23 protein-coding genes and 2 pseudogenes are annotated in these 25,694 nt (G+C 60.3%); 15 read left to right on the forward strand and 10 right to left on the reverse strand.

Features of this window, described 5'->3' with window-relative positions; translation table 11 throughout:
- Positions 1 to 275 (forward strand): annotated as a pseudogene (locus PMI31_RS31440) (hypothetical protein); the annotation flags it as partial.
- A gap of 12 nt (positions 276 to 287) precedes the next feature.
- On the opposite strand, the gene PMI31_RS21470 reads toward PMI31_RS31440, so the two are convergent.
- From PMI31_RS21470 to PMI31_RS21480, 3 genes are all read right to left on the reverse strand, one after another.
- Positions 288 to 1,946: a cation acetate symporter gene (locus PMI31_RS21470; RefSeq protein ID WP_008020576.1), complete on the reverse strand. Its 1,659-nt coding sequence runs from the start codon at positions 1,944 to 1,946 to the stop codon at positions 288 to 290.
- A complete protein-coding gene (locus tag PMI31_RS21475; RefSeq protein WP_008020577.1) occupies positions 1,943 to 2,254 on the reverse strand; it encodes a DUF485 domain-containing protein in 312 nt (103 codons plus the stop codon). The genes PMI31_RS21470 and PMI31_RS21475 overlap by 4 nt, the downstream gene beginning before the upstream one ends.
- A gap of 298 nt (positions 2,255 to 2,552) precedes the next feature.
- Entirely contained in the window at positions 2,553 to 3,404 is an 852-nt protein-coding gene (locus tag PMI31_RS21480; RefSeq protein ID WP_008020579.1) for a glycine betaine ABC transporter substrate-binding protein, read from the reverse strand.
- A 287-nt stretch (positions 3,405 to 3,691) separates the two neighbouring features.
- Here PMI31_RS21480 and PMI31_RS21490 point away from each other — a divergent pair, with 287 nt between their 5' ends.
- Positions 3,692 to 5,287: a glycoside hydrolase family 17 protein gene (locus PMI31_RS21490; protein ID WP_008020581.1), complete on the forward strand. Its 1,596-nt coding sequence runs from the start codon at positions 3,692 to 3,694 to the stop codon at positions 5,285 to 5,287.
- Positions 5,288 to 5,427: 140 nt separating this feature from the next.
- Here the strand turns inward: PMI31_RS21490 and PMI31_RS21495 are convergent, their stop codons facing one another.
- On the reverse strand, positions 5,428 to 5,796 hold the full coding sequence (locus tag PMI31_RS21495) for a hypothetical protein (protein WP_008020583.1): 369 nt from the start codon (positions 5,794 to 5,796) through the stop codon (positions 5,428 to 5,430).
- A 224-nt stretch (positions 5,797 to 6,020) separates the two neighbouring features.
- Between PMI31_RS21495 and PMI31_RS21500 the strand changes: the two genes are divergently transcribed.
- Together PMI31_RS21500 and PMI31_RS21505 are read left to right on the forward strand one after the other, a co-directional pair.
- On the forward strand, positions 6,021 to 7,319 hold the full coding sequence (locus tag PMI31_RS21500) for a hypothetical protein (protein ID WP_008020585.1): 1,299 nt from the start codon (positions 6,021 to 6,023) through the stop codon (positions 7,317 to 7,319).
- Positions 7,312 to 8,100 (forward strand): MlaA family lipoprotein, encoded by a 789-nt coding sequence (locus tag PMI31_RS21505; protein ID WP_008020586.1) that lies wholly within the window; start codon positions 7,312 to 7,314, stop codon positions 8,098 to 8,100. The genes PMI31_RS21500 and PMI31_RS21505 overlap by 8 nt, the downstream gene beginning before the upstream one ends.
- Before the next feature lie 66 nt (positions 8,101 to 8,166).
- On the opposite strand, the gene PMI31_RS21510 is transcribed toward PMI31_RS21505, so the two are convergent.
- A complete protein-coding gene (locus tag PMI31_RS21510; protein ID WP_008020587.1) occupies positions 8,167 to 9,081 on the reverse strand; it encodes a DUF808 domain-containing protein in 915 nt (304 codons plus the stop codon).
- A gap of 134 nt (positions 9,082 to 9,215) precedes the next feature.
- Here PMI31_RS21510 and PMI31_RS21515 point away from each other — a divergent pair, with 134 nt between their 5' ends.
- Complete coding sequence (locus PMI31_RS21515; protein ID WP_008020589.1) at positions 9,216 to 9,821, forward strand: TetR/AcrR family transcriptional regulator; 606 nt, start codon at positions 9,216 to 9,218, stop codon at positions 9,819 to 9,821.
- A gap of 131 nt (positions 9,822 to 9,952) precedes the next feature.
- Here PMI31_RS21515 and PMI31_RS30845 read toward each other — a convergent pair.
- Both PMI31_RS30845 and PMI31_RS21525 read right to left on the reverse strand, forming a co-directional pair.
- Positions 9,953 to 10,411 (reverse strand): annotated as a pseudogene (locus PMI31_RS30845) (REP-associated tyrosine transposase).
- Positions 10,412 to 10,622: 211 nt separating this feature from the next.
- Entirely contained in the window at positions 10,623 to 11,063 is a 441-nt protein-coding gene (locus PMI31_RS21525; protein ID WP_008020593.1) for a GlcG/HbpS family heme-binding protein, read from the reverse strand.
- 268 nt (positions 11,064 to 11,331) lie between these two features.
- Between PMI31_RS21525 and gcl the strand changes: the two genes are divergently transcribed.
- The 8 genes from gcl (at position 11,332) to PMI31_RS21565 (ending at position 21,000) form a co-directional block, all read left to right on the forward strand.
- Positions 11,332 to 13,107, forward strand: a complete 1,776-nt coding sequence (gcl, locus tag PMI31_RS21530) for a glyoxylate carboligase (RefSeq protein WP_008020595.1) — start codon at positions 11,332 to 11,334, stop codon at positions 13,105 to 13,107.
- 140 nt (positions 13,108 to 13,247) lie between these two features.
- Positions 13,248 to 14,030: a hydroxypyruvate isomerase gene (hyi, locus tag PMI31_RS21535; RefSeq protein ID WP_008020596.1), complete on the forward strand. Its 783-nt coding sequence runs from the start codon at positions 13,248 to 13,250 to the stop codon at positions 14,028 to 14,030.
- Between the two features lie 149 nt (positions 14,031 to 14,179).
- Positions 14,180 to 15,070: a 2-hydroxy-3-oxopropionate reductase gene (locus PMI31_RS21540; protein ID WP_008020598.1), complete on the forward strand. Its 891-nt coding sequence runs from the start codon at positions 14,180 to 14,182 to the stop codon at positions 15,068 to 15,070.
- 151 nt (positions 15,071 to 15,221) lie between these two features.
- On the forward strand, positions 15,222 to 16,502 hold the full coding sequence (locus PMI31_RS21545; protein WP_008020600.1) for a glycerate kinase type-2 family protein: 1,281 nt from the start codon (positions 15,222 to 15,224) through the stop codon (positions 16,500 to 16,502).
- Positions 16,492 to 17,907: a pyruvate kinase gene (gene pyk / locus PMI31_RS21550; RefSeq protein ID WP_008020602.1), complete on the forward strand. Its 1,416-nt coding sequence runs from the start codon at positions 16,492 to 16,494 to the stop codon at positions 17,905 to 17,907. Before PMI31_RS21545 ends, pyk begins: the two co-directional genes overlap by 11 nt.
- A 115-nt stretch (positions 17,908 to 18,022) precedes the next feature.
- Positions 18,023 to 18,937, forward strand: coding sequence for an urea transporter (locus PMI31_RS21555; protein WP_008020605.1), 915 nt, complete (start codon positions 18,023 to 18,025; stop codon positions 18,935 to 18,937).
- A gap of 21 nt (positions 18,938 to 18,958) precedes the next feature.
- A complete protein-coding gene (locus PMI31_RS21560) occupies positions 18,959 to 19,783 on the forward strand; it encodes an ion transporter (RefSeq protein ID WP_008020606.1) in 825 nt (274 codons plus the stop codon).
- A gap of 221 nt (positions 19,784 to 20,004) precedes the next feature.
- The gene (locus PMI31_RS21565; RefSeq protein ID WP_008020608.1) at positions 20,005 to 21,000 is read left to right on the forward strand and encodes a sulfate ABC transporter substrate-binding protein; all 996 of its coding nucleotides are present in this window, start codon (positions 20,005 to 20,007) and stop codon (positions 20,998 to 21,000) included.
- 125 nt (positions 21,001 to 21,125) lie between these two features.
- On the opposite strand, the gene PMI31_RS21570 is transcribed toward PMI31_RS21565, so the two are convergent.
- Together PMI31_RS21570 and PMI31_RS21575 are read right to left on the reverse strand one after the other, a co-directional pair.
- Positions 21,126 to 21,569, reverse strand: coding sequence for a hypothetical protein (locus tag PMI31_RS21570; protein ID WP_008020611.1), 444 nt, complete (start codon positions 21,567 to 21,569; stop codon positions 21,126 to 21,128).
- Positions 21,570 to 21,689: 120 nt separating this feature from the next.
- Entirely contained in the window at positions 21,690 to 22,319 is a 630-nt protein-coding gene (locus tag PMI31_RS21575; protein ID WP_008020613.1) for a hypothetical protein, read from the reverse strand.
- Between the two features lie 235 nt (positions 22,320 to 22,554).
- Here PMI31_RS21575 and PMI31_RS21580 point away from each other — a divergent pair, with 235 nt between their 5' ends.
- Together PMI31_RS21580 and PMI31_RS21585 are read left to right on the forward strand one after the other, a co-directional pair.
- A complete protein-coding gene (locus tag PMI31_RS21580) occupies positions 22,555 to 23,760 on the forward strand; it encodes an MFS transporter (protein ID WP_008020614.1) in 1,206 nt (401 codons plus the stop codon).
- A gap of 89 nt (positions 23,761 to 23,849) precedes the next feature.
- Entirely contained in the window at positions 23,850 to 24,737 is an 888-nt protein-coding gene (locus PMI31_RS21585) for a LysR family transcriptional regulator (RefSeq protein ID WP_008020616.1), read from the forward strand.
- Positions 24,738 to 24,751: 14 nt separating this feature from the next.
- Here the strand turns inward: PMI31_RS21585 and phnN are convergent, their stop codons facing one another.
- On the reverse strand, positions 24,752 to 25,303 hold the full coding sequence (phnN, locus tag PMI31_RS21590) for a phosphonate metabolism protein/1,5-bisphosphokinase (PRPP-forming) PhnN (RefSeq protein WP_008020618.1): 552 nt from the start codon (positions 25,301 to 25,303) through the stop codon (positions 24,752 to 24,754).
- Between the last annotated feature and the right edge of the window lie 391 nt (positions 25,304 to 25,694).

Genomic DNA, 25,694 nt, shown 5'->3' on the forward strand with positions numbered 1-25,694 from the left:
GTAGGTGCAGCGAAGCCAACCGGAGGGCAATGCCCCCGGATGAATGCCGGAGCGAAGGAACCCCGAGCCTTGGCGAGGGGCCGTACGTTCGGGGCGAGACCTTTGGTTCCTTTGGGGCGTTTGCCAAAGGGACTCGCCGTAAGGGCGAAACCATAAGCCGCCGTTACCGCAGCAATGGATATACACACCATCAAAAAATCCGGTCGATTATCGCCCAACAAAAATGCCCCGATCTCTCGACCGGGGCATTGGATGTCAGTGCAACTTATATATAAAGCTTAGAAGCCTTAGTGCGAAACCGCCCCACTCGCCCCCAACCCCGTCTGCGAGCGAACAAACTGCGGGAAGAACAACGCCCGCTCATTGTCAGCCGCCGTGGACTTGTCGGTAACCGAGAAGAACCAGATCCCGACAAAAGCAATCATCATCGAGAACAACGCCGGGTACTCATACGGGAAGATGGCCTTCTCGTGATGCAGGATCTGCACCCAGATGGTTGGCCCAAGGATCATCAAGCCGACAGCGCTCACCAACCCCATCCAGCCGCCGATCATCGCACCGCGAGTGGTCAGCTTTTTCCAGTACATCGAAAGCAGCAGCACCGGGAAGTTGCAGCTCGCCGCGATGGAGAACGCCAGGCCCACCATGAACGCGATGTTCTGGCTTTCGAACAGAATACCCAGAACGATGGCCAGCACACCCAGGGCAACGGTGGTGATCTTCGAAATACGAATCTCGTCCTTCTCGTTGGCCTTGCCCTTCTTGATCACGCTGGCATACAGGTCGTGGGACACCGCCGAAGCACCGGCCAGGGTCAGGCCGGCAACGACCGCCAGAATGGTCGCGAACGCCACTGCCGAGATGAAGCCCAGGAAAATGCTGCCACCGACCGCGTTAGCCAGGTGCACCGCCGCCATGTTGTTACCACCGAGCAACGCGCCGGCCGCATCTTTGAAGGCCGGGTTGGTGCTGACCAGCAGGATCGCGCCGAAACCGATGATGAAGGTCAGGATGTAGAAGTAACCAATGAAGCCGGTTGCGTACAGCACGCTCTTGCGAGCTTCCTTCGCATCACTCACGGTGAAGAAGCGCATCAGGATATGCGGCAGACCCGCGGTACCGAACATCAGTGCCAGGCCGAGGGAGAACGCCGAAACCGGATCCTTCACCAGACCGCCCGGGCTCATGATCGCCTCACCTTTAGGGTGAACCTTGATCGCCTCGGAAAACAGGATGTTGAAGTCGAAGTTGACGTGCTTCATCACCATCAGCGCCATGAAGGAAGCGCCGGACAGCAGCAGGACAGCCTTGATGATTTGCACCCAGGTGGTCGCCAGCATGCCGCCGAACAACACGTAAAGGCACATCAGCACCCCCACCAGGATCACCGCAACGTGATAGTCGAGGCCGAACAGCAGCTGGATCAGCTTGCCGGCACCGACCATCTGGGCGATCAGGTAGAACGCCACTACCACCAGCGAACCGCAGGCGGACAGTGTGCGGATCTGGGTTTGCCCGAGACGGTAGGACGCCACGTCGGCAAAGGTGTACTTGCCCAGGTTGCGCAGGCGCTCGGCGATCAGGAACAGAATGATCGGCCAGCCCACCAGGAAGCCGATCGAATAGATCAACCCGTCATAGCCGGAAGCGAACACCAATGCGGAAATCCCCAGGAACGAGGCGGCCGACATGTAGTCGCCGGCAATCGCCAGACCGTTCTGGAACCCGGTGATCTTGCCGCCCGCCGCATAGTAGTCGGCAGCCGACTTGTTACGCTTGGAGGCCCAGTAGGTAATGCACAGGGTTGCCCCCACGAACACAACGAACATCAGGATCGCGGCGACGTTGAGAGGCTGTTTATGCACTTCACCGGTCAGGGCGTCAGCCGCCCAGGCGCCCGGTGCAAAAGCTGCGATGCTCAATAGAGCCAGTAGACGCCGGATCATTGCTGAGCCTCCTTGAGAATCGCATTGTTCAGGTCGTCAAACTCGCCATTGGCACGTCGAACGTAGATACCGGTCAGGACGAAGGCCGAAACAATCAGCCCGACGCCAATCGGTATGCCCCAGGTAATCGAAGACTCGGGACTGATTTTCGTCCCCAGCACTTGCGGCCCGTAAGCAATTAAAAGGATGAATGCGGAGTAAAGCCCAAGCATGATCGCCGAAAGAATCCAGGCGAATCGTTCCCTCTTGCTAACCAGCTCCTTGAAGCGCGGGCTGTTTTGAATCGAGAGGTAAATGCTGTCGTTCATTGTTTTTATCCTCGCAGCACAGATTTAGTTGGAACGGTATCCACTCTATTCGGCTGCGGGCCAGGTTCCAGACGACCTTAGTCTTAGAACCCCATGACGGATTCGCCAATTGTAGGAGCGAGCTTGCTCGCGATGAATTTGAAGGCGCCGCACTTTTTCAGACAGCACGCGTTAACGTTCACGCCCATCGTCGGAACGCCGCCCGGAGCAAGCTCGCTCCTACAGAAAAGCAAAGGGCCGCTTGGCATAAGTTTGCCGAGCGACCCTGCAAGGTGCTGACCAGACGCGTCAGCTCAAATTATTTAGTCCAGGCAGCAACACGCTCAGGGTGTTTGGCAACCCAATCCTTCGCGGCGGCGTCAGGCTTGGCGCCGTCCTGAATCGCCAGCATGACCTGACCGATTTCGTCCTTGGATTCCCACTGGAAGTTCTTCAGGAACTTGGCCACTTCCGGCGCCTTGGCCTCCAGGCCTTTGCTGCCGATGCTGTTCACGGTTTCAGCCGCGCCGTACACACCTTTCGGGTCTTCGAGGAAGCGCAGTTTCCACTTGGCGAACATCCAGTGCGGCACCCAACCAGTCACGGCGATGGATTCGTTTTTCTTCTCGGCACGGGTCAGCTCGGCGATCATGCCGGCACCGGAACTGGCTTTGTTTTGATACCCGGTCAAGTCATAGTCCTTGATGGCCTGATCGGTCTTGATCATCACACCTGAACCTGCGTCGATGCCGACGATGCGTTTCTTGAAGCTGTCGTCGGTTTTCAGATCCTCGATGGACTTGGCCTTAACGTACTCCGGCACGATCAGGCCGATTTTCGCGTCCTTGAAGTTCGGGCCGTAATCGACGACCTGATCCTTGTTCTTCGCCCAGTATTCGCCGTGGGTCACCGGCAGCCAGGCCGACAGCATGGCGTCGAGTTTGCCAGTAGCCACGCCCTGCCACATGATCCCGGTGGCGACCGCTTGCAGCTTCACGTCGTAACCGAGTTTCTGTCTGATCACTTCTGCGGCCACGTTGGTGGTGGCGACACTGTCCGACCAGCCGTCAACATAGCCTAAAGTCACTTCCTTACCGGCGGCACTGGCCACGGTAGCGCTGATCGCCAGCACCAAAGCGGCACCTGCGCCCAAGAGTCGTCGCATCTTCATCGTTACTTCCCCGAAAGTGCTGCGCTCGACGGATGCCGAGTCGCTTAAACGTATTGTTATGGTGCACAGCGCCCCCATCACGCCTACCGCAAACTCGTTCAAACATCAGCGGAGTACTGACGCCTTCGATAATCAACCTGACGCTCATCGCGACCTGCTCTGCCAGCGACCTCAAGGCATCGAGAAACGACATCAGAACGCCATTAATCTTCAACGCGACCAACGCACCGGAGGCTCCGCCCGAACTTTGCATGTCAAAATCATGCAGGCCACCAGACACACGGTAAATGCAGGTAACATGCGCCGCTTTGTTCCCACACGGCCTGACCATGTCCGCAACATCACGCTTTCCTTTTCCTGCTTATCTATTCGCCTGCCTGCTGGGGCTCTTTGCCCTCGGTGGCTTCTGGTACGGCATTGGCAAACCGGTGATCCTGCCGGATGTCGCCAGCGCGACGCACAAGCTGCAATGCGCCTCCTACACCCCGTTCGACAAAGACCAATCGCCGTTCGACGTGCCATTCAACCTGCGCCCCGAGCGCATGGATGCCGACCTCGCGCTGTTGTCCAAAAGCTTCGAATGCATCCGCACTTACTCCATGACCGGGCTCGAAGCCCTGCCGGACCTGGCGCGCAAGCACGGGCTGAAGTTGATGATCGGTGCCTGGGTCAACAGCAACCCGGTGGACACGGAAAAAGAAGTCGACCTGCTGATCGCTTCGGCCAACGCCAACGCGGATGTGGTCAGCGCGGTGATCGTCGGCAACGAAACCCTGTTGCGCAAGGAAGTCACGGGCGCACAACTGGCCAGGCTGATCAACAAGGTCAAAAGCCAGGTCAAACAACCCGTCACCTATGCCGACGTCTGGGAGTTCTGGCTCAAGCATCCGGAAATTGCACCGGCCGTGGATTTCCTGACCATCCATTTGCTGCCGTATTGGGAAGATGATCCATCGAACATCGACGCAGCCCTTCAACATGTGGCCGAAGTACGCCAGGTGTTCGGCAACAAGTTCGCGCCCAAGGACGTACTGATCGGCGAAACCGGCTGGCCGAGCGAAGGTCGCCAGCGCGAAACGGCCCTGCCGAGCCGGGTCAACGAAGCCAGGTTCATTCGTGGTTTTGTCGCCATGGCCGAGCAGCAGGGCTGGCACTACAACCTGATCGAAGCCTTCGACCAGCCGTGGAAACGCGCCAGTGAAGGTGCGGTCGGGGGTTACTGGGGATTGTTCGATGCCAATCGTCAGGACAAGGGCGTGCTGGCCGGGCCAGTGACAAACGTACCGTACTGGTCGCAATGGCTGGCGGTTGGCGGATTGATCTTCATCGGCACATTGCTGCTTGGCGGCCGGGTTCGCACGACGCGCGCGGCGCTGGTGCTGCCCCTGCTCGGTGCATTGGCGGCGTGCTCGGTTGGCGCCTGGGGTGACCTGGCACGGGTTACCACGCGTTTTACCAGTGAGTGGTTGTGGGTCGGATTGCTGACCGCTCTGAATCTGCTCGTGCTGGCCCATGCCGCGCTGACATTGAGCCCTCGCAGCGGTTGGCGCGGGCGCGCTTTCAACTGGCTCGAACGCCGTGCTGGCTGGCTGGTGGCAACGGCAGGTTTCGCGGCAGCCGTGATGATGCTGGAACTGGTGTTCGACCCGCGCTACCGCAGTTTCCCGAGTGTCGCGTTCATCCTGCCTGCGCTGGTTTACTTGTGCCGCCCGGTGAATGTGCCGCGTCGCGAGATTGCGTTGCTGACCTTCATCATCGGTGCCGGCATTGCGCCGCAACTGTTTCGTGAAGGCTTGCAGAATCAGCAGGCCTGGGGCTGGGCGCTGGCGAGCGTGTTGATGGTGGCGGCGTTGTGGCGTTGCTTGCGGGTTCGCGCAGTTTGATTCTTTAGCTACTCAGCCGGCCTCTTCGCGGGCAAGCCCGCTCCCACATTTGATCGTTGTCGAACACAAAATTTATGTTCGCTGAAGGACATTGTGGGAGCGGCGGTGCGGCGATCCGACTTGCCCGCGATGACGGACTATCAGACGCCGCGAGACTCCCTGACCAATCGCAACCCCGCAATCACCACCGCAAACACCGCCAGCGTCGTGTTGTACAACGTCAGCGCCGGAAACCCGAACACCAGCGCCAGCACCGCCAGCCACCAGCCAGCCCGCCCCGGCACGACAAAGCCGATGATCGCCGCGCCCAGCGCAGCCCAGCCCAGAATCCCGAAGTGGATCATCAGCCCCAGGTTCGAACGCACCTGGCATTCCCAGCGGCTTGCCTCATCCACGCAAATGCCGACCCACTGCGCATCCTCCATGAAGCCATAACGCGCGCCATAACTGGCAGCCAGCCATAACGGCAGCAACACAAGCAGCAGAATCACGGGCAAACGGCGGGACATGGGGCACTCCAACAAGCGAAAACGGCGGCCAGCTTAATCGTCCAGCAGCCTTACGCAAGCGCTAACAACAGTTAACTGGTCATTCAATCGCTGCAAAGTGTATCGTCCAGCTACTATTACGTCGAAATTAGGCCTCTTTGGTGCCGATGCGTGGCACTTTGGCGCAAATCCGGTGGTCATAGCCTGCGAAATTCATTCGGCACCTTCCTCTAAGGGATTTAGTCATGCTCCGTTCCTTGCGCTTCGCCGCCCTGTTTGGCGGCCTTATATTGAGTGCGTCCGCACTGGCGGTCGAGATTGACGCCGCCAGTTATGGCTACCCTCTGACCAACCCGTTCGAGGCGACCATCGCGACCACGCCGCCGGACCTGCGTCCGGAGCTGCCCCTGGACGGTGACATCGATCAGACGGTGCGCAGCGTCACCTTGCGTCCGGAACGGGCGTTCGAATTGCCGGACAACTTCTGGGCGGTCAAGAAACTCGACTACCGCATTGCCACGCAGAATCACGCCGCGCCGCTGATATTCCTGATCGCCGGCACCGGTGCGCGCTATGACAGCAGCCTGAACGAATACCTCAAGAAGCTCTATTACAAAGCCGGTTACCACGTGGTGCAGTTGTCATCGCCTACCAGCTATGACTTCATGAGTGCCGCATCGCGCTTCGCCACACCGGGCGTTTCCAAGGAAGATGCTGAAGATTTGTACCGGGTGATGCAGGCCGTGCGGGCACAGAACCCGAAAGTGCCGGTCACCGATTACTACCTGACCGGGTACAGCCTGGGTGCACTGGATGCCGCTTTCGTCTCGCACCTGGATGAAACCCGCCGCAGCTTCAACTTCAAGAAAGTCCTGCTGCTCAACCCGCCGGTCAACCTCTACACCTCGATCACCAACCTCGACAAGCTGGTCCAGACCGAGGTCAAGGGCATCAACAACAGCACCACGTTCTATGAACTGGTGCTGAACAAACTGACCCGCTACTTCCAGCAAAAGGGCTACATCGACCTCAACGACGCCCTGCTCTACGACTTCCAGCAGTCCAAACAGCACCTGAGCAACGAGCAGATGGCCATGCTGATCGGCACGTCGTTCCGCTTTTCGGCGGCCGACATTGCCTTTACTTCGGACCTGATCAACCGTCGCGGCCTGATCACTCCGCCCAAGTTCCCGATCACCGAGGGCACCAGCCTCACGCCATTCCTCAAACGTGCATTGCAATGCGACTTCGACTGCTACATCACCGAACAGGTCATTCCGATGTGGCGCGCCCGTACCGACGGCGGCAGCCTGCTGCAACTGATTGACCAGGTCAGCCTGTATGCACTGAAGGACTATCTGCACGAAAGCCCGAAAATCGCCGTCATGCACAACGCCGATGACGTGATCCTCGGCCCTGGCGACTTGGGCTTCCTGCGCAGAACCTTCGGTGATCGCCTGACTGTTTACCCGCTCGGTGGCCACTGCGGCAACATTAACTACCGCGTCAACAGCGACGCCATGCTGGAGTTCTTCCGTGGCTAAATATCTCCTGCTTTTCGCTGCGTTACTCTGTGCAGGCGTCGCCAATGCCGACAACAGCAAAGCCAACGCTCCCGTGGTCGTCGACAGTGACGGCTTCAAGGAACCGCTGAGCAAACTCAAATTCAACCCGGGCCTGGATCAGCGCGAGTTCGAGCGTTCGACGCTCAGCGCACTGGCTGTCTACGATCCGCTGGAAGAGTGGAACCGGCGCGTCTATCACTTCAACTACCGCTTCGACCAATGGGTGTTCATGCCGGTGGTCAATGGTTACCGCTACGTCACCCCGAGCTTCCTGCGTACCGGTGTCAGCAACTTCTTCAACAACCTGGGTGACGTACCCAACCTGTTGAACAGCCTGCTGCAACTCAAGGGCCAGCGCTCGCTGGAAACCACCGGACGACTGCTGCTCAACACCACCATCGGCATCGCCGGCCTGTGGGACCCGGCCACCGCCATGGGCCTGCCGCGCCAAAGCGAAGACTTCGGCCAGACGCTGGGCTTCTACGGTGTACCGGGCGGCGCCTATTTCGTCCTGCCGATCCTCGGTCCGTCGAACCTGCGAGATACCGGAGGCCTGGTGGTGGATTACACGGCCGAAAATGCGATCAACTTCCTCAACGTCGCCGAAGTCAGCTCCAACCATCCGGAAGTCTGGATCCTGCGCGGCATCGACAAGCGCCACCAGACCACCTTCCGCTATGGCCAGTTGAACTCGCCATTCGAGTACGAGAAAGTGCGTTACGTGTACACCGAAGCGCGCAAATTGCAGATCGCCGAGTAAACAAGCCCCCGAAAAAAGCACTGTGGGAGCGAGCCTGCTGGCTCCCACAGTTGTTACATGTTGTCTTCAGCCTTTCAGTGCTTTCCAGATTTTGCTGACAACCATAACCCCAACCAACACCACCGCCCCCGCCACAATCCCCACTACCCCATTAAGCAACGTCGGCACAATAAACCCGGCACCGCCCGCCCCCGCACTGACACTTTCGATCCAGTGATGCACCACCGGCACGCCGTGGGTCAGGATGCCACCACCGACCAGGAACATCGCCGCGGTGCCGATCACCGACAGGCTTTTCATCATGTACGGTGCCGCACGCAGAATCCCGCCACCGATGCTCCTGGCCATCTGACCAGGCTTGCGGGTCAGCCACAGCCCCAGATCATCGAGTTTGACGATGCCCGCTACCAACCCGTAAACACCGACGGTCATGACGATGGCGATCCCCGAGAGCACGATGACTTGCTGAGACAGCGCCGACTCGGCCACGACGCCGAGAGTGATGGCGATGATTTCCGCCGAGAGAATGAAGTCAGTACGGATCGCACCCTTGATCTTGTCCTTTTCAAACGCCACCAGATCCACCGCTGGGTCTGCCACCGCCTCGACCAATTCGGCATGTTCAGCCTGATCTTCAGCCTTGCTGTGCAGGAACTTGTGGGCCAGTTTTTCAAACCCTTCGAAGCACAGATAGGCACCGCCGAGCATCAACAACGGGGTGACCAGCCACGGAATGAACGCACTGATGGCCAGCGCCGACGGCACCAGAATCAATTTATTGATGAACGAACCCTTGGCGACCGCCCAGACCACCGGGATTTCCCGCTCGGCCCGCACGCCACTGACTTGCTGGGCATTGAGTGCCAGGTCGTCACCGAGTACGCCGGCCGTTTTCTTGGCGGCCATTTTGGTCATCAACGACACGTCGTCCAGCACGGCCGCAATGTCGTCGATCAGCACCAGCAAACTGCTTCCTGCCATGAATCGGGTTTCCTTCTGCAATGAATGCGCAGCAGCATAGCGCGGCATCACGGGCTGTGGTGCATTCTTGAGCGCCGCGCGAGGCCGGTGATACCATGCGCAACCGCCAGAACAGGCAAGGAATCACCTGGGTTATGAGCACTATCCGCGAGCGCAACAAACAACTGATCCTGCGTGCCGCCAGTGAGGAATTTGCCGACAAAGGCTTCGCTGCGACCAAAACCAGCGACATCGCAGCCAAGGCGGGATTGCCCAAGCCCAACGTCTACTACTACTTCAAATCCAAGGAAAACCTCTACCGCGAGGTTCTCGAAAGTATCATCGAGCCCATCCTGCAGGCTTCGACACCGTTCAATCCGGATGGCGAGCCCGGTGAAGTGCTCAGCGGCTACATTCGCTCGAAAATCCGCATTTCCCGCGACCTGCCTTTCGCCTCCAAGGTGTTCGCCAGCGAAATCATGCACGGCGCCCCCCACCTGAGCAGCGACCTGGTCGAACAGCTCAATGGCCAGGCCAAACACAACATCGAGTGCATCCAGACCTGGATCGACCGCGGGCAAATCGCCCCCATCGACCCCAACCATCTGATGTTCAGCATCTGGGCCGCAACCCAGACCTACGCCGACTTCGACTGGCAGATCACCGCCATCACCGGCAAGGCCAGGCTGGATGAAGAAGATTACGAGGCGGCAGCGCAGACGATTATCCGGTTGGTGCTCAAGGGGTGTGAGCCGGACTGAAGTACCGCGCTGACCGCATCGCTGGCAAGCCAGCTCCCACAGGGGGTTGTGTCGTTCACAGAATTTGAATTCAACACAGAAACCTGTGGGAGCTGGCTTGCCAGCGATGAAGGCAACTCGGTTCAACGTTGTTAAATCCAGACTGCATCCCACAGTGGATAGTCGCCAAGCTTCTCCACCAGACCCGCCCGCAATGGATTGGCCACCACATACCGCGCCAATTTCACCAAATCCTCTTCTCGACGCAGTGCGCGGTCGTGATAGCCCTGCTGCCATAGTGGCCCTCCCCTGCCACTGCAATGGTTCACCTCTCTAGTGATCAGGGATTTGGTCTCGCGCATCAGTCTGCGCAAGGAACTGTTTTCCAGCTAGACGAGCCAGTGAAAATGATCTGGCATGACTACCCAGACCAGAGAGCTCGCCAGCCCAAGATTTTGCGCACGGCGAAATTGACCAACCACCAATCTGCTCAAAGCGAAATCGTCAAAGATCGGTTCGCGATCAATTGTGTTGGTGGTCAGTAGATAGATTCGGTTGGGCTCGGCGTAGCGGCCAGTTCGAAGGCGATGTGAAGCAGGTAAGTCAGGCATTCCATTGCCACTCTCATGATCAAGTCATGGAAAGGCTAGACCTGAGAATGTCGAAGCCTGGTGGAGATCTATGGCTTGATGTGTCTGTTGAATAGCTATCGCGGGCAAGCCCGCTCCCACAGGGTCCGAGGGTGTTTACAAAATTTTGTATCCACAAAGGGACCTGTGGGAGCGGGCTTGCCCGCGATGACATTCGCTCAATCAGCGCAAATCAAGCCACCACCCCCGCATCCGCCACCAACCCCAACGCCTCGATCGCATTGATCGCGCACTGCTCGTCGACATCCGACAAATCGCCACTGATCCCCACCGCCCCCAGCACGTTCCCGTCCTGATCCCGAACCAGCACACCACCCGGTGCCGGCACGACGCTGCCCTGCCCCAGGCTGTTCAAGGCAGCGATAAACGCCGGGCGTTGCTGGGCGTCCAGCGCCAGCAGGCGTGAACCCTTGCCCAGGGCGATGGCGCCCCAGGCCTTGCCGATGGCGACGTGCGGGCGCAGCAGGCTGGCGCCGTCTTCGCGTTGCAGGGTGATCAGATGCCCACCGGCATCCAGTACCGCAATGGTCAAGGGTGCTGCAGCGATTGCACGCCCTGCGGTGATGGCCTCGTTGACCAGGTTGACTGCGACTTTCAAGGTTAAAGCGCTCATGGTGCCGTCCTCATTTTGTTTTTCGGAAAGCCGTTGGGCTGCGCCGTTGTGCCGCAGCCCGATGCAACAAATAGAACACAATGAATTATTTTTTTGTATACAATAATTCTCGAAAGGCGCCACATGCGACGAAAAGCCACAGCAGAACGGGCTTCCGACGAATGAAACAAGCGCTTGAGAAAATGGATTGACCTGCGCCGTCCGCCGTGAATACACTCTGCGCAAAGCCACTTGTATACAATTACAAAACGTAAAGAGGCACAAAACCATGAGCAAAATGAGAGCAATCGAAGCCGCCGTTCTGGTGATGCGCCGTGAAGGGGTCGATACCGCTTTTGGCATCCCGGGTGCCGCCATCAACCCGCTGTACTCCGCCCTGCAAAAGGTCGGCGGCATCGATCACGTACTCGCTCGCCACGTTGAAGGCGCCTCGCACATGGCCGAGGGCTACACCCGCACCAAGGCCGGCAACATCGGCGTGTGCATCGGTACTTCCGGCCCGGCCGGCACCGACATGGTCACCGGGCTCTACAGCGCCTCGGCCGACTCGATTCCAATCCTCTGCATTACCGGCCAGGCACCCCGCGCCCGTATGCACAAGGAAGACTTCCAGGCTGTCGACATCACCAGCATCGTCAAGCCAGTGACCAAGTGGGCAACCACCGTTCTGGAACCAGGCCAGGTGCCTTACGCGTTCCAGAAAGCTTTCTATGAAATGCGCTCCGGCCGTCCAGGCCCGGTGCTGATCGACCTGCCGTTCGACGTGCAGATGGCCGAGATCGAATTCGACATCGACGCTTACCAGCCACTGCCGCTGGCCAAGCCGACCGCTAGCCGCGTCCAGGTCGAGAAGGCTCTGGCCTTGCTGGACCAGGCTGAACGCCCATTGCTGGTGGCCGGTGGTGGCATCATCAATGCCGACGCCAGCGATCTGTTGGTGGAGTTCGCCGAACTGACCGGTATTCCGGTGATCCCGACCCTGATGGGCTGGGGCACCATCCCGGACGATCACCCACTGATGGTGGGCATGGTTGGCTTGCAGACCTCGCACCGCTACGGCAACGCCACCATGCTCAAGTCGGACGTGGTGCTGGGCATCGGTAACCGTTGGGCCAACCGTCATACCGGTTCGGTCGACGTGTACACCGAAGGCCGCAAGTTCATTCACGTCGACATCGAAGGCACTCAGATCGGCCGCGTGTTCACCCCGGACCTGGGCATCGTATCCGACGCCGCCGCCGCGCTGACCGTGTTCATCGAAGTCGCTCGCGAATGGCAAGCCGCCGGCAAGCTGAAGAACCGCAGCGCCTGGCTGCAAGACTGCCAGCAGCGTAAAGCCAGCCTGCAGCGCAAGACTCACTTCGACAACGTGCCGGTCAAGCCGCAACGCGTCTACGAAGAAATGAACCAGGTGTTCGGCAAAGACACCTGCTACGTCAGCACCATCGGTCTGTCGCAGATTGCCGGCGCGCAGTTCCTGCACGTCTACAAGCCGCGGCACTGGATCAACTGCGGTCAGGCCGGCCCGTTGGGCTGGACCATTCCGGCAGCGCTGGGCGTGGTCAAGGCTGATCCGAACCGTAAAGTCGTGGCCCTGTCGGGGGACTATGACTTCCAGTTCATGATCGAGGAGTTGGCGGTGGGTGCGCAGTTCAAGCTGCCGTACATTCATGTTGTGGTGAACAACTCGTACCTGGGCCTGATCCGTCAGGCACAGCGCGGTTTCGACATGGACTACTGCGTGCAGCTGTCCTTCGACAACCTCAACGCGCCGGAACTCAACGGCTATGGTGTGGACCACGTCGCAGTTGCCGAAGGTCTCGGCTGCAAGGCACTGCGTGTGTTCGAACCGGCTCAGATCCAGCCTGCCCTGCGCAAGGCTCAGGAACTGATCGAAGAGTTCAAGGTTCCAGTGATCGTCGAGATTATTCTGGAGCGCGTGACCAATATTTCCATGGGTACCGAGATCAACGCCGTCAACGAATTCGAAGACCTGGCGCTGGTCGGCGACGACGCACCGACGGCGATTTCGTTGCTTGATTAATTAACAGCTGATCGCTCCCCCTGTAGGAGCCGGCTTGCTGGCGATGGCGATGTGTCAGTCACATCAATGTCGATTGATACACCGCCATCGCCAGCAAGCCGGCTCCTACAGAGGGCCGCACACATTTACGGGAGACCACCATGCCGCGTTTCGCAGCCAACCTGTCCATGCTGTTCACCGAACAGGACTTTCTTGCCCGTTTCGAAGCGGCCGCCAAAGCCGGCTTCAGTGGTGTCGAATACCTGTTCCCGTACGACTTCAGCTCCGCCGAAATCAAGGCCCAGCTCGACGCCAACGGCCTGACCCAAGTGCTGTTCAACCTGCCCGCCGGTGACTGGGCCAAAGGCGAACGCGGTATCGCGTGCCTGCCGGACCGGGTTGAAGAGTTCCGTGCCGGGGTCGACCTGGCCATCGCTTACGCGAAAGTGCTGGGCAACACCCAGGTCAACTGCCTGGCCGGTATTCGTCCGCAGGGCTTTGACGATGCCACCGTGGAGAAAACCTTCGTCGCCAACCTCAAGTACGCCGCCGACAAGCTGCAAGCGGCGGGTATCAAACTGGTGATGGAAGCGATCAACACCCGTGACATTCCAGGCTTCTACCTGAACAACACGGCGCAAGCCCTGTCGATTCGCGAGCAGGTCGGCAGCGCCAACCTGTTCCTGCAATACGACATCTATCACATGCAAATCATGGAAGGCGATCTGGCCCGCACCCTGCAATCGCATCTGGGCGAGATCAACCATGTGCAGCTCGCGGACAACCCGGGGCGCAACGAACCAGGTACCGGTGAAATCAACTACCGCTTCCTGTTCGAACACCTGGACCGCATCGGTTATCAGGGCTGGGTCGGTTGCGAATACAAGCCGCTGACCACCACTGAAGCAGGCCTGGGCTGGCTGAAAACCCACAACGCAATTTAACGCAGCTCCCTGTAGGAGCTGGCTTGCCAGCGATGACATCGCCGCGGTGTATCAGACAGACCGCATCGCCTGGATCGCCAGCAAGCCGGCTCCTACAAAGGCCGTCCCCAATTTGTTTGAAGCAGCAATAAAAACAAGAGGATTTTCTCATGGCTAAAATCGGATTTATCGGCACCGGCATCATGGGCCACCCAATGGCGTTGAACCTGCAGAAAGCCGGTCACAGCCTGTTCCTGTCGGCGCACCACGACGCCGCCCCTGCCGACCTGGTTGCCGGTGGCGCCGTCGCACTGGCGAACCCGAAAGAAGTTGCCCAGGAAGCCGAGCTCATCATCGTCATGGTGCCGGATACCCCGCAGGTCGATGACGTGCTGTTCCGCGCCGACGGCGTTGCCGCCGGTGTGGGCAAAGGCAAAGTGGTGATCGACATGAGCTCGATCTCGCCGACCGCCACCAAGGCTTTCGCTGCGAAAATCAACGAAAAAGGCGCGCAATACCTCGACGCCCCGGTGTCCGGCGGTGAAGTCGGCGCCAAGGCGGCGACCCTGAGCATCATGGTCGGCGGCGATGCCGACGCCTTCGAACGCGCCCTGCCGCTGTTCCAGGCCATGGGCAAGAACATCACCCTGGTCGGTGCCAACGGCGACGGTCAAACCGCCAAGGTGGCCAACCAGATCATCGTTGCGCTGAACATCCAGGCCGTGGCTGAAGCCCTGCTGTTCGCTTCAAAGAACGGTGCCGATCCAGCCAAGGTGCGTGAAGCACTGATGGGCGGTTTCGCTTCCTCGAAGATCCTCGAAGTGCACGGCGAGCGCATGATCAAGGGCACCTTCGATCCGGGCTTCCGCATCAGCCTGCACCAGAAGGACCTGAACCTGGCCTTGCAAGGCGCCAAGGAGCTGAACATCAACCTGCCGAACACCGCCAACACCCAGCAAGTGTTCAGCACCTGCGCGGCCATCGGTGGCAGCAACTGGGACCACTCGGCGCTGATCAAGGGCCTGGAACACATGGCGAACTTCTCGATTCGCGATAAATAAAATCTGCACCAAACCCTGTGGGAGCGGGCTTGCCCGCGATGGAATCACTGCGGTGTACCTGATGCACCGCGTCGCCTGAATCGCTGGCAAGCCAGCTCCCACAGGATCGAGTTGCCTTCCCTTCAAATAACAAGAATTCCGGGAGCCCGCCATGTCGGTCGATCCGCAACAATTGCTGCGCGAGCTGCTTGCCACAGCCATCGACGCGGCGCATCCGCAACAAGTCCTCGAAGCCCATTTGCCTGCCGACCGCAGCGGTCGCGTGATCGTCATCGGTGCTGGCAAAGCCGCAGCCGCCATGGCCCAGGTGGTCGAGCGCTGCTGGCAGGGTGAAGTGTCCGGGCTGGTGGTGACCCGTTACGGTCACGGCGCCCCTTGCGAAAAAATCGAAGTGGTCGAAGCCGCGCATCCGGTACCGGACGCTGCCGGCCTGGCCGTGGCCAAGCGTGTGCTGGAACTGGTCAGCGATCTCAGCGAAAACGACCGCGTGATCTTCCTGCTCTCCGGTGGCGGCTCTGCCCTGCTGGCACTGCCGGCCGAAGGCATCACCCTGGCCGACAAGCAGTCGATCAACAAAGCCCTGCTCAAATCCGGTGCCACCATCGGCGAGATGAACTGCGTGCGCAAGCACCTCTCGGCGATCAAAGGCGGCCGCCTGGGCAAAGCCTGCTGGCCTGCCACGGTTTACACCTATGCGATTTCCGATGTACCGGGCGACCTCGCCACGGTCATCGCCTCCGGCCCTACCGTGGCCGACCCGAGCACGTCGGCCGAAGCGCTGGCGATCCTCAAACGCTACGCCATCGAAGTTCCGGCCTCGGTGCGCAACTGGCTGCAAAGCCCTGAATCGGAAACCGTCAAACCCGGTGATCCAAGCCTGGCGCGCAGTCATTTCCAGTTGATCGCCCGCCCGCAGCAATCCCTTGAAGCGGCGGCGGTGAAATGCCGTCAGGCCGGGTTCAGTCCGCTGATCCTCGGCGACCTTGAAGGCGAGTCCCGCGAGGTGGCGAAAGTCCACGCCGGCATCGCGCGGCAGATCGTCCTGCACGGTCAGCCGCTGGCGGCGCCCTGCGTGATTCTCTCGGGCGGCGAAACCACCGTCACCGTGCGCGGCAATGGCCGTGGCGGGCGCAACGCCGAGTTCCTGCTGAGCCTGACCGACAGCCTCAAGGGCCTGCCCGGCGTCTACGCGCTGGCCGGTGACACCGACGGCATCGACGGTTCGGAAGACAACGCCGGCGCGATCATGACCCCGGACAGCTATGCCCGTGCTGCGGCGCTGGGCCTGAGCGCCAGCGACGAGTTGGACAACAACAATGGTTACGGCTACTTCGAGGCACTCGACGCCCTGATCGTCACCGAGCCGACCCGTACCAACGTCAACGACTTCCGCGCCATTCTGATCCTTGAGAGCACTAAACATGACGCCTGACAAAAAGGTCAAAATCCTCGCCACCCTGGGACCTGCCATCGACGGCATCGACGACATCCGTGAGCTGGTGCTGGCCGGGGTCAACATCTTCCGCCTGAACTTCAGCCATGGCGATCACGCCGACCACGCCCAGCGTTTTCAATGGATTCGTGAAGTCGAGCGCCAGCTGAATTATCCATTGGGCATTCTGATGGACCTGCAAGGCCCGAAACTGCGGGTCGGCAAGTTCACCGAAGGCAAGGTGCAACTGGTACGCGGCCAGGCCCTGCGCCTGGACCTCGATGCCACGCCAGGCGATGAGCGCCGGGTCAACCTGCCCCACCCGGAAATCATCGCCGCGCTGGAGCCAGGCATGGATCTGCTGCTGGACGACGGCAAGTTGCGCCTGCGGGTCGTGACCAAGTACGCCGACGCCATCGACACCACCGTGCTCAATGGCGGCGAACTGTCGGACCGCAAAGGCGTGAATGTGCCGCAAGCGGTGCTCGACCTGAGCCCGCTGACCGCCAAAGACCGCCGCGACTTGACCTTCGGTCTGGAGCTGGGGGTGGATTGGGTGGCGCTATCGTTCGTACAACGTCCCGATGACATCCGCGAAGCCCGCTCCCTGATCGGCGACAGGGCCTTTCTGATGGCCAAGATCGAGAAGCCCTCGGCCGTCGAACAACTGCGCGAGATCGCCAAATTGAGCGATGCGATCATGGTCGCCCGCGGTGACCTGGGTGTGGAAGTGCCGGCCGAAAGCGTGCCGCAGATTCAGAAGAACATCATCAGCACCTGCCGCCAGCTCGGCAAACCGGTGGTGGTGGCGACCCAGATGCTGGAATCGATGCGCTTCTCACCGGCGCCAACTCGCGCCGAAGTCACCGATGTGGCCAACGCCGTGGCCGAAGGTGCGGACGCGGTGATGCTGTCGGCGGAAACCGCGTCCGGCGAATACCCGCTCGAAGCCGTGCAGATGATGAGCAAAATCATTCGTCAGGTGGAAAACGGTCCGGACTATCAGACTCAACTCGACGTCAGCCGACCGAAAGCCGAGGCGACGGTTTCCGACGCGATCAGCTGCGCCATTCGCCGCATCAGTAACGTGCTGCCGGTGGCGGTGCTGGTGAACTACAGCGAGTCCGGCGCATCGAGCCTGCGCGCGGCGCGGGAGCGGCCGACGGTGCCGATCCTCAACCTGACGCCGAACCTGCAAACCGCCCGTCGCCTGAGCGTGGCGTGGGGTGTGCACTCGGTGGTAAACGACCGCCTGCGTCAGGTCGATGAAGTCTGCTCGACGGCACTGGAGATTGCCCAGGCCCAGGGCATGGCGCAGCGTGGCGACACGTTATTGATCACCGCCGGTGTGCCCTTTGGGCAGCCGGGATCGACTAACTCTTTGCGTATCGAGACATTGATCTAGCGCCTATACCGACCTCTTCGCCGGCAAGCCGGCTCCTACAGGGACAGCGTATTTCTGTAGGAGCTGGCTTGCCAGCGAAGCAGGCAACCCGGTCCCACTGACTTTCAGACCTGCCATGCCTGCCAACCATTTCAACACCCACTGCCCCGACTGGGCCGAAGCGTTGCTCAACGGCTTCAGCCAGATCTTCCTCCAGCGCAATCCGCTGTGCGGCCTGCTGTGCCTGCTGGCCATTCTGTTCACGGCGCCCGCCTTGCTCGGCGGCGCGTTGCTCGGCGGTGTCGCCGGGCTGCTCACCGCGCAACGTCGCAACTATGCCAAGGCTGATCGTCAGGCCGGGCTGTTCAGCTACAACGGCGTTCTGCTCGGTCTGTTGCTGAGCCTGTATTTCCCCTGGTCGGCGATGATGCCGCTGCTGATTCTGGCCGCCGGTGGCCTGAGTGCGATGATCACCCAGCAGTGGCTCAAGCGCGTCCGGGTCAGCCAATACCTGCCAGCCTATACCGCGCCATTCGTAGTGCTGAGTTGGGTGCTGCTGTGCTTCGCCACGCCCTCGACAGAGCCGCACTTGATTGAAATCAGTACGCTGAACATGCTCGCCGCCCCCCTCAAAGGCCTCGGCCAGGTGATGTTCCTCGGCCATCCGCTGGCCGGTGCGATGATTGCCGCCGGTTTGCTGATCGCCGATCGCCGCGCATTCGGCTGGGCGTTGCTGGCGTCTGTCGCGGGCATGGGCTGGAGCCTGCTGCACCACGACTTCTACACTGCATTGCTCGGTCTGGGTGGCTATAACGCCGTACTCGCCGCCCTCGCCTTCAGCTCGCAGCGTCGCCAACCGTGGCTGCCACTGGTTGGCATCGGCCTGGCGCTGGCGCTGACACCGGTGTTTGCCGCCATCGGTCTGCCCACGCTGACCGCACCGTTCATTCTTGCCTGCTGGCTGATTCGCAGCGTTGTGCAAATGCTCGGCAAAGCCACCGTCGAAAGCGCGCCTTGCGCTAACGGGGAGAATCAACCTAGGCTGCGCTGATTTGCGGCCAAGGCGATGTGCATGATCAGCAACGACACGTGGCGTAATCGCCTGTACGTGATTATTTTCCAGACCGACACCGTCGCCGGGCGACGCTTCGACACCAGCCTGCTGCTGATCATCTTCGCCAGCCTGGTGGTAGTGATTCTGGACAGCATCGATGACGTCCACCAGAACTACGCCAGCCTGCTGGCGTTCATCGAGTGGGGCTTCACGGTGATCTTCCTCGGCGAGTACATCCTGCGCCTGTACTGCTCGCCCAAGCCCCTGCGCTATGCCTTCAGCTTCTATGGCCTGGTGGACCTGCTGGCCATCGTGCCCGGCGTCCTCGCGCTGTACTACAGCGATGCCCAGTACCTGCTGATCATCCGGGTGATCCGTATGCTGCGGATCTTCCGCGTGCTCAAACTCGGCCCCTACCTCAAGCAAGCCCATTACCTGCTCGATGCCCTGCGCGGCAGCAAGCAGAAAATCCTCGTGTTCCTGCTCAGCGTCTGCACCCTGGTGACGGTGTTCGGCACCCTGATGTACGTGGTCGAAGGCCCGCAACATGGCTTCACCAGCATTCCCAAGGGCATTTACTGGGCGATCGTCACCCTTACCACCGTCGGTTATGGCGACATCGTGCCCAAGACCGCGCTGGGCCAGGTCATCTCGTCGATGGTGATGATCACCGGTTACTCGATCATTGCCGTGCCCACCGGGATCTTCACCGCCGAACTGGCCACGGCCATGCGAGGCGGCCAGTTGCAGCACGACTGCCCGGTGTGTGCGAAAAACAGCCACGAACAGGAAGCATCGTTCTGCTCCCGCTGCGGCAATGCGCTATTCAAGAAACGGGAATAAGCAAAGAGCTTTTTAATATTTAAAGGACTAAAAGAGCCCGGTTATAGTCGCTGGCAAAATCGTATCGACCGCACCACTTGCAGGAGCGAGTTCACTCGCGAAAAACGCCAGGACAACGCGGGCACTCAGACAGCCCGCGTCATCGTTAGCGTCCATCGCGAGCAGGCTCGCTCCTACAGTGTTGGTGCGGCGACTCCTACACAAAGAACAAGGACTGCGCAGTGAAAAAACTCTTTGGCGCCTCACTTCTCGCCGCTGGCCTGGCCCTGGGCAACATCGCCCAGGCTGCACCGACCCTGCTCAACGTTTCCTACGACGTGATGCGAGATTTCTACAAGGACTACAACACTGCGTTCCAGAAACACTGGCAAGCCGAGCACAACGAAAACATCACCCTGCAAATGTCCTTCGGCGGTTCCAGCAAACAGGCGCGTTCGGTCATCGACGGTTTGCCGGCTGACGTAATCACCATGAACATGGCCACCGACATCAACGCCCTGGCGGACAACGGCAAACTGGTCCCGGACAACTGGGTCACGCGCCTGCCGAACAACAGCGCGCCGTTCACCTCGGCCACCGTGTTCATCGTGCGCAAAGGCAACCCGAAAGCCCTGAAGGACTGGCCGGACCTGCTCAAGGACGGTGTTCAGGTCGTCGTCCCGAACCCGAAAACCTCCGGTAACGGTCGCTACACCTATCTCTCGGCCTGGGGCTACGTGCTGAAAAACGGCGGCGACGAGAACAAGGCGAAGGCATTCGTCGGCAAACTGTTCAAGCAAGCGCCAGTACTCGACACCGGTGGCCGTGCCGCCACCACCACCTTCATGACCAACCAGATCGGCGACGTGCTGGTGACCTTCGAGAACGAAGCGGAAATGATCGCCCGCGAGTTCGGCCGTGATCAGTTCGAAGTCATCTACCCAAGCGTTTCCGCCGAAGCCGAGCCACCGGTGTCGGTGGTCGACAAATCGGTCGACAAGAAAGGCACCCGCGCCGCCGCCGAGGAATACCTGAAGTACCTGTGGTCGCCGGAAGGCCAGGAAATCGCCGCCGCCAACTACCTGCGCCCGCGTGACCCGGCCGTGCTGGCCAAGTACACCGACCGCTTCCCGAAAGTGGACTTCCTCTCTGTCGAGAAGACCTTCGGTGACTGGCGCACCGTGCAGAAGACCCACTTCAATGATGGCGGCATTTTCGACCAGATTTATGCTCAGTAAACGCTTGTAGGAGCCGGCTTGCTGGCGATAGCGGTTACTCAGACCACAGCTGAGTCGACTGTGCCTCCGCGATCGCCAGCAAGCCGGCTCCTACACATTTAGCTTCCCTGCACGCATGTACTGCTCTAGCTCAGGTTGCCGCAAAAAATAGCCTGGTGACCATCGGCCGGGCTTTCACGCACCACCAAGGCATAGCCGCCGGCTTGAAGGGTCTCGACGGCAACCGGTGCGCTTTTCCAGAAATACTGGTGCGACGCCGCCGAATAGAACCGTGCATTCGGTCCGTCATTCATGTCATAGGCCGGTTTCGCGCCCAGGTTCGCGCAAGTACCCGGGTAGATGTAAGCCAGCAGACGACCCGGCAATGCACTGCCCATGGGCTCGCCACTGACTGCAAACCAGAACACGGTGTCATGCCCACTGGGCATCATGATCGGCCGGCCGATATTCCCGACATTGGCCGAGGTGCCTTTCAGGGGAACGTTGGTGACTGGGTTGTCAGGCACTGTCGAACATCCACAGAGCCCGCCGACTGCTACGACAAACGCCAGCGAAGATACGATTTTCATCGTGATACTCCCGCTTGTAAGGACACATTGAAGTGATCCCCCCTGTAGATTCTAGCTATCGAGGCTTTGCGGGCTTTTCTTCGGATGGTCGGTTGCCACGTACCGGCTACATCGGCGGAGCTACATCGGCGGAGTCATGCCATCCTTGCCCGCCGAGATGGATTGAGCGGTGAGCGTGCCGTCAGGGCCCTGCGTCACAAAGGTCACGATCTTCACGCCCACCTTCAGCAGGCTGCGATCGGCCGGCACCAGGTTGACGATGGGTACGTCCTCGGGCACGAGGATCTTCTGTTGGCCGCCCTTGTAGTTGACGGTCAGCACCCGGCCATTGCTCACCACCAGGTCGCCGACGCTGCCGTTGGTCATGCTGCTGCCCTTGACCAGGTCAAACGGCCGATGACCGTCGCCACTGCCGGCCAGCTCCGGCGGGAAAACGTGGACCTCCAGGGCCTTGAGGGTGCCATCCTCCTGAGGAATAGCCGCGGAGCCAATGTAGCTGCCGGGCTTGATGTCTTCGATGTTGGCCAGGGTCACGGCGCGGACCTTGGTGTCCTTGGTCAGATTGATCAGCACGTTGTCACCGCTGTTGGCATGGACCTTCAGAACGTCCGGGCTGACGCCGGTGATCTCGCCACGCACACCGATGCGCGTGCCCGGCGCGTCTTCGGCCTGGACCAGGCCAGCGCTGAAGAGGCTGATCAAGGTGACGACTGAAACGCAGCGAATCAACTGACGGAACATCGCATTCATGGAGCGGCCCTCCGGCTATAAGACGTGGAGTGAGAACATAAGCACGCTATCGAACAAGATGTAAGTGAATGTATCATTCACCTCCAGTGTTCTGACGCAAGGCACTTCGGCGCACGACACACGCGTCCGTCAGTCATTCCGCAATGGAATGATTGCTATCACTCCAATCCCGCTTCCGCCGTTTCAGTCAGCCCATTAGCCTGCGCGCAATCCTTTCCGTACAGCGAGACCCGTTATGAACCCAGCGACCCAGGTGTCCCACGGCACCGCGACAATGACCCGAGGCATGGTGCTGTTGTTCGCCTTCTGCTGCGGCGCCATTGTCGCCAACATCTACTACGCCCAGCCGATCATCGGCCTGATCGCTCCGGACATCGGCCTGACCAATGCCATGGCCAGCCTGATCGTTTCCCTGACTCAGATCGGCTATGCGCTGGGACTGTTTTTCCTGGTGCCACTGGGGGATCTGCTGGAGAACCGCCGGTTGATGATCATCACCACGCTGGTGGCGATTGTCAGCCTGCTGGGTGCGGCGTTCACCGATCAGCCGAACGTGTTCTTGCTGATTTCGCTGTTGGTGGGGTTCAGTTCGGTTTCGGTGCAAATCCTGATTCCGCTGGCCGCGCACCTGGCGCCGGAAGAAACACGTGGCCGCGTGGTTGGCGCCATCATGGGCGGTTTGTTGCTCGGCATCCTGCTGGCCCGGCCAGTATCCAGTGTGGTGGCCGATCACTTCGGCTGGCGGGCGATGTTTGTGATTGCCGCGCTGTTGATGGCAGCCATCAGCATCGTGCTGGCGATGACCATTCCCAAGCGTGAACCTGATCACAGCGCCACCTATGGCCAATTGCTAGGCTCGCTGTGGACGCTGTTGCGCAAGCAGCCGGTGCTGCGCCAGCGTGCGTTTTATCAGGGGTGCATGTTTGCCACCTTCAGCCTGTTCTGGACCGCCGTGCCGCTGGAGCTGGCGCGCAATCACGGTTTGTCGCAAAGCGAGATCGCGATTTTCGCGCTGGTGGGAGCCATCGGCGCCATTGCCGCCCCGATCGCCGGACGCCTGGCCGATGCCGGTCACACCCGCATCGCGTCACTGCTGGCCCTGCTGTTCGCCAGCCTGAGTTTCGTGCCGGCGTTCATCCATCCAGCCTACAGCGTCATCGGCCTGGCCGTGACCGGCGTGTTGCTCGACTTCTGCGTGCAGATGAACATGGTCCTCGGCCAGCGTGCGGTCTACGCCCTCGACGGCAAAAGCCGCAGCCGCCTGAATGCGCTGTACATGACCAGCATCTTCATCGGCGGCGCCTTCGGCTCTTCGGTGGCCAGCGCGGTGTACGAACACGGCGGCTGGTTGTGGATCGTGATCGTCGGCAGTGCGTTCCCGCTGCTGGCATTGCTGCGGTTCCTGAGTGTTTCGCAGAAGGTTTCGCTGGCGACGGCATAAGCCGCAAAACCCGGGCGGATCGCCGCCCGAAGCAGGCTCGCTCACACAGTGGGCCCGCATTGTTTTTCAGAACAGCACAAGGACTCTGGATGGATCGCCTCGGCGCAATGGAAACCTTCGTCTACGTGGTGGAAACCGGCTCGTTTTCCGCCGCCGCACGGCGCCTGAACATCGGCCAGCCGGCCGTGTCGAAAACCATCGCGCAACTCGAATCGCGGTTGGCGGTACGGCTATTGCTGCGTTCGACCCGGGGGCTGACGCCCACCGAAGCCGGGCTGGCCTTTTTCGAACGGGCCAAGCGTGCCATCGAAGAAGCCGACGAGGCCGACAACGCCGCTCGCGGCTCCGCCGGCGGGCTGAGTGGCAACCTGCGTATCTGTGCGGCTGTCACCTTCGGCCGGCTGCATATCGTCCCGCACCTGGGTCCCTTCCTGGAGCAAAATCCGGCGTTGAACATCGACCTGATGCTCGATGATCGCAACGTCAACCTGGTGGAAGAAGGCGTCGACATCGCCCTGCGCATGGGCCCCCTGAGCGACTCGGGCCTGACTGCGCGCAAGATCGCCGAATGCCGGCGCATGGTACTGGGCACACCGGCGTACTTCGCAAAACACGGCGAGCCCACCTGCCCCGCCGACCTGTGCAAGCACCTGGCAATCGTCTACACCCTTGGTGGCGGCGCCAGTTGGCCGTTCAAAAAGGCCGGCAAGGAACAATCGGTCATCGTCAGCGGCCGGATCCGCGTCAACGCCGCCGAAGGCCTGCGTGAAGCCGTACTGGCCCACCAAGGGCTGACCATGGCCTCGCAATGGATGTTTGCGCCGGAACTGGCCGATGGTTCGGTGCGGGAAGTGATTAGGGACTGGACACTGCCGAACCTGGATCTGTGGGCGGTTTTCCCCACGGGGAGAATGGCCAGCGCCAAGGCTCGGGCGTTCGTCGAGTATGTGCAGGGGTTGTTGGTCAGGAAGGCCTGACAGGCAGCCGGGTATTACTCGTCAATGCAGACCAGCAACCGTTCGACCGTTTGCTCAAGCGGCCCGGAGTTGTCGAGCAAGTGCACGGCCGGGTCCTCCGCCAGCAGTTGCTCGCTGAATCGGGCATTGCGCGCCAACCGCTGATCGATCTCGCTCACCGATTCCCGTCCGCGTTCCAGCAAGCGCTGGCGCAGTACTGCCTGGTCCACAGTCAACAACAGCACCAACGCATTCGGATAGCGCAGGCGCGTGTTCTGCAAATGCCCCCGAGAGCCATTGACCAGTACGTCCTGCCCGGCGGCCAGCCAATCGTCGATTTCCCGCGGGATGCCATAGGACAACCCGTTGGCGTGCCAGCTCAGGGCAAATGCGCCCTGGACCTCCATATCGGCGAACTGCTGTGCACTGACGCCCAGCGCCGCCTCGCCCACGGCTTCCGCCGAACGCGTGATGACCCGCCGCACGACGCGGCAGCCGCGCTCGGCCAATCGTGTTCGCGCGGCATCCAGCAGGCTGTCCTTGCCCGAACCTGAAGGCCCGATGAGATAGATCAACCTGCCCGCCATCAAACCAACCTCTTTATTTGTCGCCATACTTGCCGGACCCACGGCAGATCGACCTGATTGCGCTTGCACCAGATCAGCCCGCAGGCCCGGCGTATGATCCATCACCGACACCGGTTGCACCAGTGGGTTTTCCAACGGATCACGGTATAGGCTGAGGGTGTCCGGATGATACAGCTCGCAGCGCGGGTCAATCCGGTATTGGAGGCTGTGGGGGCATGGCTATGGTTTGGGAGACGTATTTTTTACTGGTGTACATATCCGGTTCTGCGGCAACGGCGGCTTAAGGTTCCGCCTTTACGGCGGGTCACTTTCGAAAAGCGCGAAAGTAACCAAAGCGCTTTGCCCCTGACGTTCGGTGCCTCGCCAAGGCTCGGCATTCCCTCGCTCCGGT

The organism is Pseudomonas sp. GM55 (genome assembly GCF_000282395.1).
GTDB classification, from domain to species: domain Bacteria; phylum Pseudomonadota; class Gammaproteobacteria; order Pseudomonadales; family Pseudomonadaceae; genus Aquipseudomonas; species Aquipseudomonas fluorescens_CC.